Below are 15,555 nucleotides of genomic sequence, written 5' to 3' on the forward strand. Positions count from 1 at the left end.
GCCGCCCCACTTGCGGCAGGTCTGCTGGAGCTGCTGGGTGTACGAGGCCCGGTGGAACGGGTGGCGGCGCACCGCGGCGTCGAACCGGGCCCGCACCACGGCCTGGCCCAGCGAGGCACCCCGGCCGGAGACCTGCAGGAAGTACCACGGGGCGAGCCAACCGGGCTCCCGCTCGGCCACCTCCAGCAGCTGCTCCTCGGCCTTCTCCAGCCGCTCGCCGAACAGCTTCCACTGCTCCTCGGAGACGTGCTGCGCACGGGCTCCGGTGCGAGCCTCCCAGGCCCAGGCGACCTGGCGGGCGCCGGAGACCAGCAGGGTCAGCGAGTCCGCCGGGTCGGCCGCCGACGCGGCGTCCAGCGTGCGCTCCAGGCCCTCGGCGTCGGTCACCAGGTCGATCAGCCTGGTCAGTTCGGCCTGGTCCTGCACGGCGGCCAGCTCGGCCCGCAGCACGGCCCAGCCGGCCGCACCGTCGGCCGCCGCGGCCTCCGCCAGGCGGAGCAGTTCACGGAGCCGCGGGTCCCCCAGGGCCGGGTCCAGCGTCGGCACCTGCTTCGAGCGCGCGGCCCGTCCGAACCCCCAGCCGGAGCGCCCCGCAGAGCCGTCACCGGCGGACCGCCGTCGGAATAGCGCCATGATCTCGTTCCCCCGGGAGTCGTCCTCGGAATCTTCACCGGGCGCCCATGATCGGTGCCCGTGCCGGAATGACTATCACGGGCCGCCCACAGGGCCGACGGCACCCCGGTCGTTCGGGCACGGGCCGCAGGTCGGACGGAGCCGTGCGGCCGCTGTCATAAGCTGGGGCCTCCCGACTGCTGCACCCCGTGGCCGCCCCGCCCGCCCCGCTCCGAAAGGCCAGCCAGCCGATGGCTCCCCAGCTCTCCGTCGTCGTCCCCGTCTACAACGTCGAGCAGTACCTGGAGGAGTGCCTCGACTCCATCGCCGCGCAGACCTTCACCGACTTCGAGTGCGTGATGGTGGACGACGGCTCGACCGACTCCAGCGCCGCCCTCGCCGAGCGGTACGTGGCCAAGGACTCCCGCTTCCGGCTGGTGCGGCAGGAGAACAAGGGCCTCGGCGCCGCCCGCAACACCGGCTACCGCAACATCTCGCCGGGCTCGACGTACCTCACCTTCGTGGACAGCGACGACACCGTGCCGCCCGGCGCGTACCGGCTGATGATCTCCACCCTGGAGCAGACCGGCTCGGACTTCGTCACCGGCAACACCCTGCGCCTGCGGATCGCCGGCCTGCAGCCCTCCGGCGCCCACCGCCGCGCCTTCGGCCGCACCCGGCTGCAGACCCACGTCAGCGAGTTCCCCGCGCTGCTCACCGACCGGACGGCCTGGAACAAGGTCTACCGCCGCTCCTTCTTCGACGAGGCCGGCGTGCTCTACCCCGAGGGCATCCTCTACGAGGACGCGCCGGTCAGCGTGCCGCACCACTTCCTGGCCAAGAGCGTGGACGTGCTCTCCGAGCCGATCTACCACTGGCGGATCCGCGAGGACGGCGCCTCCATCACTCAGCAGCGCACCGACACCCGGGGCCTGACGGACCGGGTGCGCTCGATGCAGCTGGTCCGCGAGTGGCTGCGGGCCCGGCCGGAGGCGAAGTTCCGCGAGGAGTACCTGGCGGCCTACGACGCCAACTGCCTGACCGAGGAGATCCCGATGTTCTTCTCGACCGTGCCCGACGGCGACGCGAACTACCGCGCGGCGTACCAGGAGCACGTCAGCCGGCTGCTGCGGGAGATCGGCGTCGAGAAGCTGGAGGGCCTGCGTCCGCTGCCCAAGCTCAAGTACCGCCTCACGCTGGAGAACCGGCTGGACTACCTGGTCACCCTCCAGCGGCTGCACCGCCGCTACCGCAAGCTGCGCGGCTGATCCGCGGGTGTCCGCGGTCGAGGCCCTGCTGCGGGCGGCGGGTGACGCCTGCGAAGGACAACTCCGCTCCTGGGTGCGGGAGTTGGACGGCCTGCCGGCGGAGGTCGCGGCCTACCAGTTCGGTTGGGCCGGGGAGGGGGAGCGCGGCAAGGCCGTCCGGGCCGCGCTGACCCTGGCCTGCGCGCGGGCGGTCGGCGGCGAGGCGCGGGCCGCCGTGCCGGCCGCCGCCGCGGTGGAGATGGTGCACAACCTCTCGCTGCTCTACGACGACGTGCTGGACGGCGATCCGGTGCGCCGTCACCGGGACGCCGCCTGGCGGGTGTTCGGCCCCTCGGCGGCCGCCCGGGCCGCCGACGCGCTGCTGCTGGTCTCCTTCGACGTGCTCGCCGCCCCGGACGGCGCGCCCGAGGCGGTGGCCCGGGAGGCCTCCGCCGCCCTGCTGGAGACCCTGGTCGCGCTGGCCGTGGGGGAGGGCCTCGACCTGGTCTTCGAGCGGCGGGACGGGGTGACACTGGACGAGTGCCTGGAGATGGTCGAGGGCAAGACCGCCTCGCTGTTCGCCTGCGCCTGCCGCCTCGGCGCGCTCTACGGCGGGGCCGGCCCGGAGGCCGCGAGCGCGTGGGCGGCCTTCGGTCGCGACCTGGGGACGGCCTTCCAGATGACCGACGACCTGCTCGGCATCTGGGGCGACCCGGCCGTCACCGGCAAACCGGTCTTCGCCGACCTGGCCCGCCGCAAGCTCTCCGTCCCGGTGGTGGCCGCCCTGGACTCCGGTACGCCGGAGGGCGCGGAGCTCGCCCGGGAGTACCGCCGCCCGGAGGCCCGGCCCGAGGAGCTGGCACGGCTGGTGGAGCTGGCCGGCGGCCGCCGCTGGACCGTCGAACGCGCCGCCGCCCACGCCGCCGCGGCCCGCACCCGCCTGGCGGGGCTCACCGACGACCGCGCGGCTGCGGCCGAACTCGCCCTGCTGGTCGCCCTGGTGGTCGACCGCGAGCACTGACCGCCCGGCGAGGAGACCGCCCCTAGGCCCTCGGCTCCCAGGGGGCCGGGCCGTCGAGGAGGTGGGGGCGGCCCTGGTGGTACAGCTCGGCGTCGACCTGCTTCAGGCGGTGCAGCTCCGGGGGCTGGTGGAGCTGGTGCACCGCGGCCGGGGCGGCGGGATGGCGGGCGGCTTCGAGCAGGGCGTTGACGGCCAGGCGGGCGGCCTGGTTGGCACCCTCCATGGTGGCGAGGTTGACGGGGCAGCGGACGTGGTCGCCGGCCAGGAAGAGGTTGGGGGCGGCGGTGACGGCGGACGGGCGGGCGGCCCAGGAGCCGGTGGTGTTGATGAGCAGGGCCTCGTCGTTGACGGCCGGGCCCGGGCCGTCGAGACCGCGGACGGCCGGGTCGAGGTGCCAGGAGTGCAGCAGCTCCTGACGGAGCCTCGGGCGGCCGGGGCCGTTCAGACCGTCGCAGAGCTGGGCCCAGACCTCGGCGGCCACCTCGGCCCGGGTGCACTCGCGGGCCGGTTTGCCGTAGAGGATCCCGGGGGTGTCCCAGGCGGAGACGTCCACCGAGAGGCAGTCCGCCACCGTGCCGTCCCCGTAGGTGGCGCGGAAGTCGTGGTCCCAGAACTGGGCCTGGCTGATCGAGGTCAGTGCCCAGGGCGAGTCCAGGAAGATCACGTGGCCGTGGACCACCGGCACCGGCTCGCGCAGGTAGAACTGGATGCCCACCATCCAGTCCGTGCGCAGCTCGGTCACGCTCTTCAACTCCGGGTCGGCGGCGGCCAGTCCGCGCTCCAGCAGGGCGCCCAGCCGGTCCACCGGAAGCGCGCAGACGTACCAGTCGGCGGTCAGCTCCTCACGCTCGCCGTGCGGCCCGCGGAGCACCGCGCCGGTGACCGCGCCGCCCGAGACGGTCAGCCGCTCCACCCGTCGGCCGAGCTCCAACCGCACGCCCAGGGAGGCGAGGTGACGGACCCACGGGTCGATCCAGGCGGTGCTGGTCGGGCCGTTCAGCACCCGGTCGGCCGGCTGCACCTCGCCCCGGCCGAGGAAGCCGTAGCAGAAGGCCTCCAGGAAGCCGCCGACGGTGTGGGTGCTGCAGACCTCGGCCCGGGCCGCCACCACCGTGCGGGTGGTGCCGACCACGCAGGCCTTGCGGTACTCCTCCGAGGAGCCCTCGGCCCGGCTGAAGTCCCACCAGGGGGTGTGCTCCCACTGGCCGAGGCGGCGCTCCTCGCTGCTGGTGATGTAGACCAGCAGGCGGTTGGCGTAGTAGAGCAGTTCCTCGGAGGTGAGCCCGGTGCCGTCGGTGCCCAGGCCGATGGCCCGCAGGAACTCCAGCGGGCTGCGTGCCCCGGCGGCCAGTGAGACGTCGGTGAGGCGTTCGCCGACCCGGCCGGAGCGGGCGGAGAGCATGTGGCTGGCCTCCCGCAGGTTCCCGGCGACCCCGTCGGGCTGCCCGGCGAGCGGTATCCGGCGCAGCGTGTCCGGGAGGCTGCGGTAGAAGCCGGGGAAGAAGCGGAAGCCGTGCTCGCTCGGCAGGTCGAGCCGTCCGCCGGTGCCGGTACCGGGCACCGAGGCGCTGCGGGCCTTGCCGCCCCAGCCGGTCGGCTCCACCACCGTCACCTCGAAGCCGCGTTCGGCCAGTTCCGTCGCCGCCGTCAGCCCGGCCACCCCGCCGCCGAGCACCGCCACCCGTCCACCCCTGGCCGCCACCGTTCGGTCCCCCCGTTCCGTGCCCGCCCCCGTGCGGGGCGCTCGGGCCCGATTCGATCATGCGGAGGGGACCCGTCGGAACGGCCCGGAGATCCGCCCGGGGGTGGAACCGGAGCGGCGGGGGTGACGGACGGTCAGGCCCGCCGCAGCGCCTCGGTGAAGGCCTTCGCCCGGCGGGTGATCTCGGCCCAGTCCCCGGCCGCGACCGCGGCCGGGGGCACCACGTCGGTGCCCGCGCAGACGGCGAGCGCGCCGTGGGCCAGGAAGTCGGCGGCGTTGCCCGCGTTGACCCCGCCGGAGGCGACCAGCGGGACGCCCGGGTAGGGGCCCTGGAGGTCCTTGAAGTAGCCGGGGCCGAAGGCCTTGGCGGGGAAGATCTTCACGGCGGCGGCGCCCAGGTCCAGCGCGGCGGCCACCTCGGTCGGGGTGAGCGCACCGAGCAGGACGGGGGCGCCGGCCCGGTGGGCGGCCTCGGCCACCTCGGGCCGAAGGCCGGGGGTGACCAGGAAGCGGGCCCCGGCCTCCAGGGCCTCGGCGGCCTGGTCGGCGGTGAGCACGGTGCCCACCCCGACCGGGTGGCCGGCCGCCGCGGCCCGGGCCAGGTGGGTGGTCACCTCCGGGGTGGTGAAGGTGAGTTCGGTCCAGCCGATGCCGCCGGCCGCGAGCGCCTCGCAGAGCGCGGCGGCGTCGGGTATGTGCGGTGCGCGGACCACGGCGATCACCGGGTCCTCGGCGAGCGCGGCCCGCAGGCCGGCGGGGGAAGGCAGAACGGTGGTCATCGGGCTCGGGTCCCTTGTTCGGTGCGGCGCAGGGCCCGGCCGGGCAGCGCGCCGGTCGGTCGGCCCTGGGAGAGGACGGGGCGGCCGTTGACGTAGACGTGCTCGATGCCGACGGCCGGGGTGCGGGGGTGGTCGAAGGTGGCCGTGTCCCGGACGGTCTCCGGGTCGAACAGCACCAGGTCGGCGTGGAAGCCGGGGCGGACCAGCCCGCGCCGGTCCAGCCGCAGCCGGCGGGCCGGGCGGCCGGTCATCCGGGTGACGGCCTGCTCCAGCGTCAGCACGCCCAACTCCCGCCCGTAGTGGCCGAGGTAGCGCGGGAAGGTGCCCCAGGCCCGGGGGTGCGGGCGGGCGCCGACCAGCAGGCCGTCGCTGCCCGCGGTGTGCGCGGGGTGGGCCATCACGGCGCGGACGTTCTCCTCGTGGCCGACGTGCTGCAGGATGGTGGTGGCGAGGCGGTCCGCGATCAGCAGGTCGAGGAACACCTCGGTGCCGGACGTCCCGGCGGCGTCCGCGAGTTGGGCCACCGTACGGCCCACCCGGTCGGCCAGCGCGGGCTCGCCGACGCCGGAGACCTGGATGGTCTCCCAGTCGGTGACCACCCCGTGGCAGCCGTCGCTGCCCTTCTCCTCGACCTCGATCCGCACGCCCTCCCGGACGGCCGGGTCGGCCAGCCGGGCCAGGGTCGCGTCCGGGCCGCCTTCGGTGGCCCAACTCGGTAGCAGGGCGGCCAGGGTGGTGGAGCCGGGCAGGTAGGGGTAGCTGTCCAGGGTGAGGTCCACCCCGTCGGCCAGCGCCCGGTCCACCAGCTCCAGCAGCTCGCCGGCCCGGCCCCGGTTGACGCCGAAGTTCATCGTGGCGTGGGTCAGGTGCAGCGGGCAGCCGGACCGTGCGGAGATCTCCACCATCTCCGCGTAGCCCTCCAACGCACCTGCTCCGTAGGAGCGCTGGTGCGGCGCGTGGAAGCCGCCGTAGTGCGCGACCACCTCGCAGAGCGAGACCAGTTCCTCGGTGTCCGCGTACATCCCCGGGGTGTAGGTCAGGCCGGTGGACAGGCCCACGGCGCCCTCGGCCATCCCCTGCGCCAGCGTCCCGCGCATCCGGCTGAGCTCGGCCGGGGTCGGCGGGCGGTTCTCCCAGCCCATCGCCAGCATCCGCAGCGAGCCGTGCGGCACCAGGTAGCAGGCGTTCACCGCGATGCCGGCGTCGAGGCGGTCCAGGTACTGGCCGACGCTGCGCCAGCTCCAGTCGAAGCCCTCGGGGTCGCCGTTCCAGCCCGCGAGCTGGCGGCGCAGGGCGGGGAGGGTGGCGTCGTCCACGGGGGCGTAGGAGAGGCCGTCCTGCCCGAGCACCTCGCAGGTGACGCCCTGGGTGACCCGCGAGGGGTGGGCGGGCTCGGCCAGCAGCCGCAGGTCGGAGTGCGCGTGCATGTCGATGAAGCCGGGCGCCAGCACCAGGCCGTCGGCGTCGATCACCTGACGGGCGCTCAGGCCGGGGCCGATCTCCTCGATCAGCCCGTCGGTGACGGTGACGTCGGCCCGGTACCGGTCGGCGCCGCTGCCGTCGACGACGGTGGCGCCGCGGAAGAGCAGGTCGGCCATCAGAAGAAGGTCCGCACCAGGTCGACCACCTGAGGCTCGTCGGCGTCGGCGTCGTCCAGCACCGGGATGAGCTGCCACTTGTCGAAGGCGGTGCACGGGTGCGAGAGGCCGAGGCGGACCACCGCGCCGACCGGGGCGGCCTCGCCGGCGTCGCGCAGGAAGGCGTGCTGGTCGTTCAGTGCGGTGACCGTGGCGCCCTTCAACTCATCTCCGCCCCTGACGAGTTGCGGCTCGGGCAGACCCTCGTCGTACGGGAGGTCGCGCTTGCCGCCGTCCAGCAGGCTCAGCTGCGGTTCGGGGTGCGAGACCACCCGGGCCCAGCCGTGCATGGCGGAGCGGAACGGGCGGCCCCGGCCGTCCCGCGCCAGCGGGGAGATGCCCCGGTAGAAGCCGTCGTCGTGCACCAGGTAGGCGCCGGAGCGCAGCACCAGCGGGGCGCCGCCGACCTCCCGGGCGACCGGGGCCAGCTCCTCCACCACGGTGTCGAAGTAGGCGCTGCCGCCGGCCGTCACCAGGGGGTGCGGGCCGGGGTAGTCGTCGGCCAGCGAGCGGTGCAGGTAGGCGAGTTGGCGAAGGTAGTCGCGGACGGTGTCCAGCCCTGCGCGGCTCGCGTCGTGGGCCAGGGCGCCCTCGTAGCCGCAGACCCCGGCGAGCCGCAGGGCGGGGGAGCGGAGCACCTCGGCGGCCACCTCCAGGGCCTCCGGGACGCCGCGGGCGCCGGTGCGGCCGTGCGGGCCGCCGAGCTCGACCAGCACCTCCACCGGCCGCTCGGCGGCGGCGGTGCGCAGCGCCCGGTCCATCAGCCGCACGCTCGCCACCGAGTCCACCCAGGAGACCACCGCGAAGTCCGGGTCGGCCGCCAGCTCGCCCGCCAGCCAGGCCAGGCCGGCCGGGTCGAGCAGGGTGTTGGCCAGCAGCACCCGCTGCACGCCGAAGGCCCGGGCGACCCGGAGCTGGGAGAGGTTGGCCAGGGTGATGCCGTGGCAGCCCGCCTCGATCTGGGACTGCCAGAGGGCGGGGGCCATGGTGGTCTTGCCGTGCGGGGCCAGTGCGACCCCGGCCTCGTCGCACCAGGCCGCCATGGTGCGCAGGTTGTGCGCCAGGGCGCCCGCGTCGAGCGTGAGCATCGGGGTGCCGAGCTGGGTCAGGCGCGGCCCGGTGGCCAGGTACTCACGGGCCGTCAGGCCCCAGGCGGCAGGCGGCAGTGCCTTGAACCGCCAGTCGAGCCGCTCCTCGGCCAGGGCGGCCACCAGGCCGCCGTCGATCCCCGGTCCCTCGACGCTGGTGGCGTAGCACTGCGGGCCCACTGCTGTACCTCCGGTGAAAGTTGCAACATGTGCAACGGTGATTGCGCATGTTGGTATGACGGTTCTAGCATTCGGGCCGGGCGCAGTCAACGGACCGCCCGGTCACAGGGGAGTGCACACCATGACTGTTCACCACGCGGGCGTCGGAGCGGCCCAAGCGGTCTGCCTCGGTGAGTCGATGGCCGTGCTGCTGCCGGACCGTCGGGGCCCGCTGGACACCGTCACCTCCTTCGCCCCCGCCGTCGGCGGCGCCGAGTCCAACGTGGCCTGTGCGCTGGCCGCCCTCGGGGTCTCCGCCGCCTGGGTCAGCCGGGTCGGCGCCGACGGCTTCGGCCGCCGCCTCACCGAGGAGCTGGCGGCCCGCGGCGTGGACGTCTCCGGCGTGCTCACCGACCCCGAGCGGGCCACCGGCGTCTACCTCAAGGAGACCGGCGGCACCGACCACCCGCACGACCTCGGCCCCGGCCGCAGCCGCCTGCACTACTACCGCAACGGCTCCGCCGCCTCCGCCCTCTCCCCGGCCGTGCTCGCCGAACCGGCCGTCGCCCGGCTGCTCGACGGCGCCCGGCTGCTCCACCTCTCCGGCATCACCCCCGCGCTCTCCGACGGCTGCCTGGCGCTGGTCCGCGCCCTGCTCGCCGACCGCCGCCCCGGACGCCTGGTCAGCTTCGACCTCAACTGGCGCCCGGCCCTGTGGCGGGACCGCGACCCGGCCGTGCTGCCCGCCCTGCTGGACGCCGCCGACGTGCTGCTGCTCGGCGCCGACGAGGCCGAGGCCGCCTTCGGCGCGGGCGAGCCCGGGAAGCTGCGCGAGCTCTTCCCCTCACCCGGGGTGCTGGTGGTCAAGGACGCCGCCCACCAGGCGAGCGAGGTGGGCAAGGACGGCAGCGCCGTCACCGAACCCGCGCTGGCGGTGGAGGTGCTGGAGCCGACCGGCGCCGGGGACGCCTTCGCGGGGGGCTACCTGGCGGGCACCCTGCGGGGGCTCGGCGGACGCGGGCGGCTGAGGCTCGGTCACCTCTGCGCCGCCTCCGCCCTCACCACCCCCGGGGACCACGGCGTGCTGCCGCCCGAGCGGGTGATCAGCGCCCTGCTCGCCGCCTCCGCGGAGGAGTGGGCCGCGACCCGGGTGACGGCGGATGGCATCGTGTCCCCTGTCCTGCCCTGACGTGCACCACGGAGCCCGAGCCACCATGAACCAGACCGCCGTGAACCCGACATGAGCCAGACCGTCACCCGCGCCCTGCGCCTGCTCGCCGAACTCGGCGAGGGCGAACGCTCCCTGGACCAGCTCGCCGAACTGATCGGGGTGCACAAGACCACCGTGCTCCGCCTGCTCCAGTCCCTGGAGGAGGAGCGCTTCGTCTACCGCGACGCCGCCTACCGCTACCACCTGGGCGCCGGCCTGTTCGCCCTGGCCGGGCTCGCCCTGGAGCAGCGCGGCATCCGCGCCGTGGCCGCCCCCCACCTGCGCGAGCTCAACGCCGCCACCGGCCAGACCGTCCACCTGGCCGCCTACGAGGGCGGCGAGGTGGTCTACATCGACAAGTACGACTCCCGGCACCCCGTGCGGATGTACTCCCGGGTCGGCCTGCGGGCCGCCCTGCACAACACCGCCGTGGCCAAGGTCCTGCTCGCCGACCTCCCGCTCGCCGAGCGGCGCCGGGTGGTGGAGACGATCGAGTACACCCGCCACACCCCCCGCACCATCACCGACCCGGCCGCCCTGCTCGCCGAGCTGGACACCGTCGCCGCCCAGGGCTGGGCCCAGGACCACGCCGAGCACGAGTCCTTCATCAACTGCGTGGCCGCGCCCGTCCGGGACGCCACCGGGCGGGTGGTCGCGGCCGCCTCCATCTCGGTGCCCGACGTGGTGCTCCCGTACGAGCGGGTGCTGGAGCTGGTGCCGCAGCTGCGCGCCACCGCCGCCGCCATCTCGGCCGACGCCGGGCTGCCCCCCAAGACCCCCTGATGGTTCCTCAGCAAGGAGACTGACCGCATGTCCGAGAAGACCGAGATCCGCACCGACGGCGCCCCCGCCCCCGCCTGGATGTTCTCCCAGGGCGTCCGCAAGGGCCCGATCCTCCAGGTCTCCGGCCAGGGCCCGCAGGACCCGGCGACCGGCGAGTACCTGTACCACGGCGACGTGAAGGCGCAGACCCGCCGCACCCTGGAGAACGTCAAGGCGATCGTCGAGGCCGGCGGCGGCACCGTGGAGGACGTGGTGATGTTCCGCGTCTACCTCACCAAGCGCTCCGACTTCGCGCTGATGAACGAGGTCTACGCCGCCTTCATCGAGGAGAACGTCAAGCCGGGCGGGGTGAAGCCCTGCCGCACCACGATCTTCTGCGAGCTGCCGCAGGAGCCGATGCTGGTCGAGATCGACGCCCAGGCGGTGCTGGACTGACGGCGGTTAGTCTCAAGCGGAAGGAGGTAAAAGAGAGAGAAAGGGAAGTTAAAGTGATAGGATAAAGGAGGGAGGCCACACAAAGCGAAAGGAAAGAAGAGGAACAGAAGGGAGAAGGAAGGAGAAAAGAGAGAGGTGAGAGGAGAAGGAGAAGAGGAAAAAGGTAAGAAGGGAATGGGAGAAAGAAGCGGAGGAGCAAGTAAAACTTTCTAAGAAACAGGAGGAAGAAGTTAGGAGGAACAATAGGGAAAAGGAGTAGAGGAGGAGAAGAAGTGGAAAAGCAAAGGACGTGGAGGGGGAGGGAAGAAGGAAGGGAGAATTTGGGGGGAGGGAAAAACGCGTCTTATAGAGGACAGGTGAAGGGGTAAGGGGGAGTAAAGGGTTCAAGGAGAGAGAAAGAGAGAACAGATGAAAACGAGAGGCTGAAGTCAATAACACAGGAGGGCTTTGGACGAAAACTTCCTACCTCGGAAGCTCCGGAGGGAAGCCGGTGAAAACGGCAAGGCACATCGCGATCTCCTTATCTCTCCTGACTCTCCCTCGGCCTTTTTTCCACCCCCCTCCACCCCCCTTCTATCTTTCTCTCCTCTCTCACCATTCTCTCCCCTTCTCCTCCTTTGGTTTCTTTTTCTCTCTTGGCCACGCCGCCCTTTCCCGCTGGCCCTTTGTCGATCGGGCTCGTGTCCTGTTTGAGCCAGACCATTGATCCCCCTTTGGTCCCGCTTCGTGCCGTGCGCGGCTTTTTTTTTTCGTTTTGCGTTTTTTTCATCTCTGTTTTTAGTGCCATCCTTTGAAGCCGTTAAAGATTGGTTCGCTTTTTGGCGTCTCCTCGCTTCTTTTGGTTGCCGCATGGTCGGTCTGGTGTTCAGTCCTCCCTGGCCCCTGCGCCTCCCTTATGCGTCCCCGGATGTCAGTACTATTCCTGGCCGATCTATCGGCTGTCCAGTCCATTTCTCGCGATTTTTTTCCCTTTCCTGCGCCGCTTCTGACGCTGTATTCCCCCCGGTCCCTCGGCCCGCAGAGACTCGGACCAGTTCACGTCGCCCCCGGTTTTTTCTGCTCTGTCGCGCCGTGTTCTAGCCGTCGCTCCGGGTTAAGGGCGGCAGCTCCTGGACAGGCGCGGTGTTCTGCCGTCCAGCTGGAAGGTCTGTGTGTTCCAACGCTGCGCCCGGGGCTCTGAGGGCTATCATTTGCGGCGGCCGCGCCTTGGGTTCTCCAGTACCATGTGGTTTTTCCTCCTGGTCCATTGGCTTCGCGATTACAGGGGCGCCGCAGGCGGTCCGCGGCCGGCGCCCTTTGCCCCGGTGACCGCCTCAGTGTTGACTTGCGTACGGCGAGCACAACGGTGTGGGGTCGACTGGGCTCGTGTGAGCAGGTTGAGTTTTGTTTCTTTGTTGGTACGCACGGCGGCTATGAGGGCTCGGCGGGGGCGGCGCCCCGCGCCGTCGTTCCTGGCGTCTCTGCCCTGGGTTTTGCCCCGGCTTGGCGCCGATGTTGGTCAGCGCTACCGGCTTGGTTCAGCGGCTGGGTTTCTGCCGCCTTGCCCATGGTACCAGGCCGGTACTCTGGTCGATTTGCGGCCGGGCGCGGGGAGGTACGGGGACGTGGACGCCTGCCACGGCTGGGCGATTTTCGATAACCCCTCTGGGCGGTGATCTGTGGCGAGCCGTTTTCGCGCGGCCTTCGTGTCGTCGGGAGCTGCCGGCGTTTTTTGTTTCTCTGGCGCCGGTGGCGCGGGGTACTGGTTTCACGTGGTCCCCGTGTTGGACGTTGTGCCCTGGTTTTTTTCTCTTTTTTTTGATCTGTCTTGCGGTTGTCATTCTGCGGCGTACCGGGCAGCAGGCTGGCCGTTCCCTGGCCCACCCCGGGCGGGTTGAGGGATTCCGCTTTCCGTCCGGGTACGAGCTTGTTGCGGCCTCGCTTCCGGTACGTTTTTTTTGAGTTTCTCGGCTCACCCCGGTGCTTTTTTTTTGGGCGCATGGATCGTCGTGCCGGATTCCTGGCGTGTCTCCCACGCGTTCGTGGCTCGGTATCCAGTACGCTGGCTGATTACGACGCATTTTTTTTCCGGCACCGGTACACCGTCAACAATTGGCCAGCTTGGCAGCCCGTGTATTTTTACACCCCCGTAACTTAGTTTGGTAACCTGAGCAGTGGTTTAGCAGTCGTGTTTGTTTCCGTACTAGCCTTCATTACACTTCCAGGTAGTTTCCTGCTTTTTTTTATCTTGTGTTTGCGTTTGAGTGAGTTCACGTATTTTGGTGGTTTCCCCGTCCCGCTCGGCGCGGCTCCCAATATTCACAACCTTGCCCGTGTGAGGGATCTCTCTTTTTTCCTTCTTCCTCCTTGTTTGTTTACGTTCTTTTTGTTGTTGTGAGAGATTGATCACTCACGTATGTGAATCTTATGCCTTTCCCGGCCGCCGATTTGTGCTGGGGGCCCAGGCCCTTCTCCTATACTATTGGTTTTTCCTTTTTTTTTTCTGCGGCGGCGCGACGGGAAACTTCTCTTTTTGCCGATGCGTTGAGTTTTCCAGCGCGAGTTTAGTGTTGGACAGGCCCTCTTTGCCGCTGGGGCTCGGGACGTGGGTGGACCTGGACCGGAGTGTTTCATTAGCGATTCCTGCGGTTTTCCGGCGCCAAAGCTGGTTTTGTTTTTTATTCCGGCCCAATCGCTTTCCTTTTCTCGCCCTATTTCGTCGTGGTGACGACGACGGTCGCGCCCGAAGTCCTTTCCGCCGCCGCTCCGTCCCACCATACATGTTCGACCCTCACCTTTCAGTGATTTTTTCCTCCTTAGGGGGCTCTGTGAAGTTCTTCGCCTTTTTACTGCTCGTCTCCGTGTCTAGCTTTGCGGCTATGTGGAATCCCTCAACGCCCGGTGGGGGGGACCGACCTTTGGAGAACTGCCCGTGGCCTGGCTCGCTTCCTGGACGTCGCTTGTTACGCGCCTCCCGCACAGCCCCGTTTGGGACCGGTCTGCCTTTTTTCTCACATTCGGCGTCTGTCACCGGCATTTGCTCGCTCCCTGACCGACACGAGGCTTCTCCTGTGTCGCACGGTTCTCTCGCAGCCCGTCCCCTGCCCAGTGTGGGTTCATATCGTCCAACCTTTGTGCACTCTCCCACCGTCCCCTTCTCGCCCGCCTCGCTCCCCCGGGCCGCCCTGGGTCGCTGGGCTCGGCACGCCCGACCGCCCTTGTTACCGCCGCGTATGCCGCCCTCGTCCCGCCAGCCGCGCTCCCGAGCCTTCTCCTGCTCGTTCCTTCCTGTTCCTTTTTTCTTTCTTTTTTCCCCTTCCGTTCCTCCTTAGCTGGCGCGGCCAGGACGATTTATGGTTCTTGGGATCCCGCTGCTTTCCTCTCCCACGTTCCCCGGACTGCCCTCGCCCGCGTGCAGAGCTCCAACTTCCTGCTCGATTCCGTAGGCACCGCATCTAGTCGCCCCACTTACCTTAATTGATCGTTGTCGCCTTCCCTTATCGACCTGTCCCCGGCGGTATTGGCGGTTTTTTATCGTTCACCTGGCATGCGCATTAGACGTACTGAGGAGCTAGCGGGGGATAACAAGTTTGAAGACCTGAGCATAATTGAGAGGCACGGAACCAGGTCTTAAAGGCATGAGAGACCGAGCAGACCATGAGATTTAGCCGTAAGCTCCAAAAAGAGATGGGGACCTAGGAACCACCGAACCATAAAGGAGTAGGGAAGCGGGAGCTTCTGTGGCAAACAATGCCACTGCAGAGGGAGGAAAAAGAATCTGCGGACGAAAGGAACGGGACACGATAGGTGTTCGTGCTGGCTGGGGCCGAGAAACTGTTGGGCTGGCGTTGACACAAGAGTGAGGAGGGGAAGAGGTGGATAGGGGAAAGAGGCACAGAGCGGAGATGAAGCATACGGGAGAGGAACGGCATGGGGTTGTATCCGCGGGGATAAGAAGGGATTGAGTTGGGAACCACGGGAGAATGAATGAGTGAACTTGTGTGGTGGTGGCGCCCTTTCTCTTCTTTCTTTTCTGCCCTCCCATCTCGAGGAGACAGGGGCGAAGCCGCCCGCGGTAAACGGGACGTTCACTTGAGCCCGTTGCGATGGCAAAGATACCTAGGCTCCAACTGTTATGCTTCGTGTCAAGTAGCTGCTCTTGGTTTTCTATGCTTCATTTCGGCAGGTACCTTAGCCCACTCCTGGTCTTAGTGCACATTGTTGACCCGGCGGATCGCCGCTTTTTCGAATGGATTTCATTTCGTCGTTGCTTTGCGCCGGTTTCAACCTAGGGCTCGAAACGAGATTCGTTGTGTTCTGGCGTGCTTTCTTCTAGGTTTCGCCGAGACGAGGTCTCTTTAGACTGGATTATCGGCTCAGCTCTCACATACGGTTCACCTCAGTGTCAAGTTCGTCGAGCGGAAGACAGTATGCCGTTGAACTGGTACGGAACACAAAGTACTATCCGGACCTGGCCGACAAATAACACGCAACTACGCTACTACCGATTAAGTGCGAGAAACCAAGGTTCTTGTAGCACCGCCCAAATCGCCAAGTACAACGGCATGGCATATGACAACCGCGTGACACGGAGTGCTAGACTCGGCTTAAGTGGTACAGGGGAGTAACGGACACCCCGCGTGCATACACCACTAAGTCCACGATTGGGTGGCTGTAGTCACCTGCTTATCTGCGATCTTACCATGTCCATATATTTGCGCATTTTTTTTGAATACCCGGGCCAATTCTTCGTTCCCGGATCACGATTTTCTGCCAGCGGTTCTGCTATCGACTTTCGCGGTTGTAATCAGACAAGACGCCTACATATTGAGTCAAACCTACGGCACAGAGCGTCTTTATGTTCAGCACACCCTACACGGCTAAGCCCCCACCGGGCCTCGGC

Annotated in this window: 10 protein-coding genes and 1 pseudogene; 5 read left to right on the forward strand and 6 right to left on the reverse strand. The window is 68.9% G+C overall.

The window, feature by feature from the left end; translation table 11 throughout:
* Nucleotides 1-633: pseudogene (locus ABD946_RS11155) on the reverse strand (hypothetical protein); the annotation flags it as partial.
* Nucleotides 634-863: 230 nt separating this feature from the next.
* On the opposite strand from ABD946_RS11155, the gene ABD946_RS11160 reads away from it, so the two are divergent.
* Both ABD946_RS11160 and ABD946_RS11165 read left to right on the forward strand, forming a co-directional pair.
* On the forward strand, nucleotides 864-1,880 hold the full coding sequence (locus ABD946_RS11160) for a glycosyltransferase family 2 protein (protein ID WP_345282507.1): 1,017 nt from the start codon (nucleotides 864-866) through the stop codon (nucleotides 1,878-1,880).
* 7 nt (nucleotides 1,881-1,887) lie between these two features.
* Nucleotides 1,888-2,880: a polyprenyl synthetase family protein gene (locus tag ABD946_RS11165; protein WP_345282509.1), complete on the forward strand. Its 993-nt coding sequence runs from the start codon at nucleotides 1,888-1,890 to the stop codon at nucleotides 2,878-2,880.
* A gap of 22 nt (nucleotides 2,881-2,902) precedes the next feature.
* On the opposite strand, the gene ABD946_RS11170 is transcribed toward ABD946_RS11165, so the two are convergent.
* The 4 genes from ABD946_RS11170 to ABD946_RS11185 form a co-directional block, all read right to left on the reverse strand.
* Complete coding sequence (locus ABD946_RS11170; RefSeq protein ID WP_345282511.1) at nucleotides 2,903-4,582, reverse strand: hydroxysqualene dehydroxylase; 1,680 nt, start codon at nucleotides 4,580-4,582, stop codon at nucleotides 2,903-2,905.
* A gap of 134 nt (nucleotides 4,583-4,716) precedes the next feature.
* Nucleotides 4,717-5,361: a bifunctional 4-hydroxy-2-oxoglutarate aldolase/2-dehydro-3-deoxy-phosphogluconate aldolase gene (locus tag ABD946_RS11175; RefSeq protein ID WP_345282512.1), complete on the reverse strand. Its 645-nt coding sequence runs from the start codon at nucleotides 5,359-5,361 to the stop codon at nucleotides 4,717-4,719.
* Nucleotides 5,358-6,959, reverse strand: coding sequence for an N-acyl-D-amino-acid deacylase family protein (locus tag ABD946_RS11180; RefSeq protein WP_345282514.1), 1,602 nt, complete (start codon nucleotides 6,957-6,959; stop codon nucleotides 5,358-5,360). The genes ABD946_RS11175 and ABD946_RS11180 overlap by 4 nt, the downstream gene beginning before the upstream one ends.
* The gene (locus ABD946_RS11185) at nucleotides 6,959-8,266 is read right to left on the reverse strand and encodes a type III PLP-dependent enzyme domain-containing protein (protein WP_345282516.1); all 1,308 of its coding nucleotides are present in this window, start codon (nucleotides 8,264-8,266) and stop codon (nucleotides 6,959-6,961) included. The genes ABD946_RS11180 and ABD946_RS11185 overlap by 1 nt, the downstream gene beginning before the upstream one ends.
* Before the next feature lie 121 nt (nucleotides 8,267-8,387).
* Here ABD946_RS11185 and ABD946_RS11190 point away from each other — a divergent pair, with 121 nt between their 5' ends.
* The 3 genes from ABD946_RS11190 to ABD946_RS11200 are packed head-to-tail and all read left to right on the forward strand — an operon-like array spanning nucleotide 8,388 to nucleotide 10,673.
* A complete protein-coding gene (locus tag ABD946_RS11190) occupies nucleotides 8,388-9,434 on the forward strand; it encodes a sugar kinase (protein ID WP_345282518.1) in 1,047 nt (348 codons plus the stop codon).
* A gap of 51 nt (nucleotides 9,435-9,485) precedes the next feature.
* On the forward strand, nucleotides 9,486-10,238 hold the full coding sequence (locus tag ABD946_RS11195; protein ID WP_345282520.1) for an IclR family transcriptional regulator: 753 nt from the start codon (nucleotides 9,486-9,488) through the stop codon (nucleotides 10,236-10,238).
* A 27-nt stretch (nucleotides 10,239-10,265) separates the two neighbouring features.
* Nucleotides 10,266-10,673, forward strand: a complete 408-nt coding sequence (locus ABD946_RS11200) for a RidA family protein (protein WP_345282522.1) — start codon at nucleotides 10,266-10,268, stop codon at nucleotides 10,671-10,673.
* Between the two features lie 2,182 nt (nucleotides 10,674-12,855).
* Here ABD946_RS11200 and ABD946_RS11205 read toward each other — a convergent pair.
* Entirely contained in the window at nucleotides 12,856-13,062 is a 207-nt protein-coding gene (locus ABD946_RS11205) for a hypothetical protein (protein WP_345282524.1), read from the reverse strand.
* Nucleotides 13,063-15,555 lie beyond the last annotated feature (2,493 nt).

It is taken from the genome of Kitasatospora albolonga (assembly GCF_039535905.1).
Taxonomy (GTDB): domain Bacteria; phylum Actinomycetota; class Actinomycetes; order Streptomycetales; family Streptomycetaceae; genus Kitasatospora; species Kitasatospora albolonga.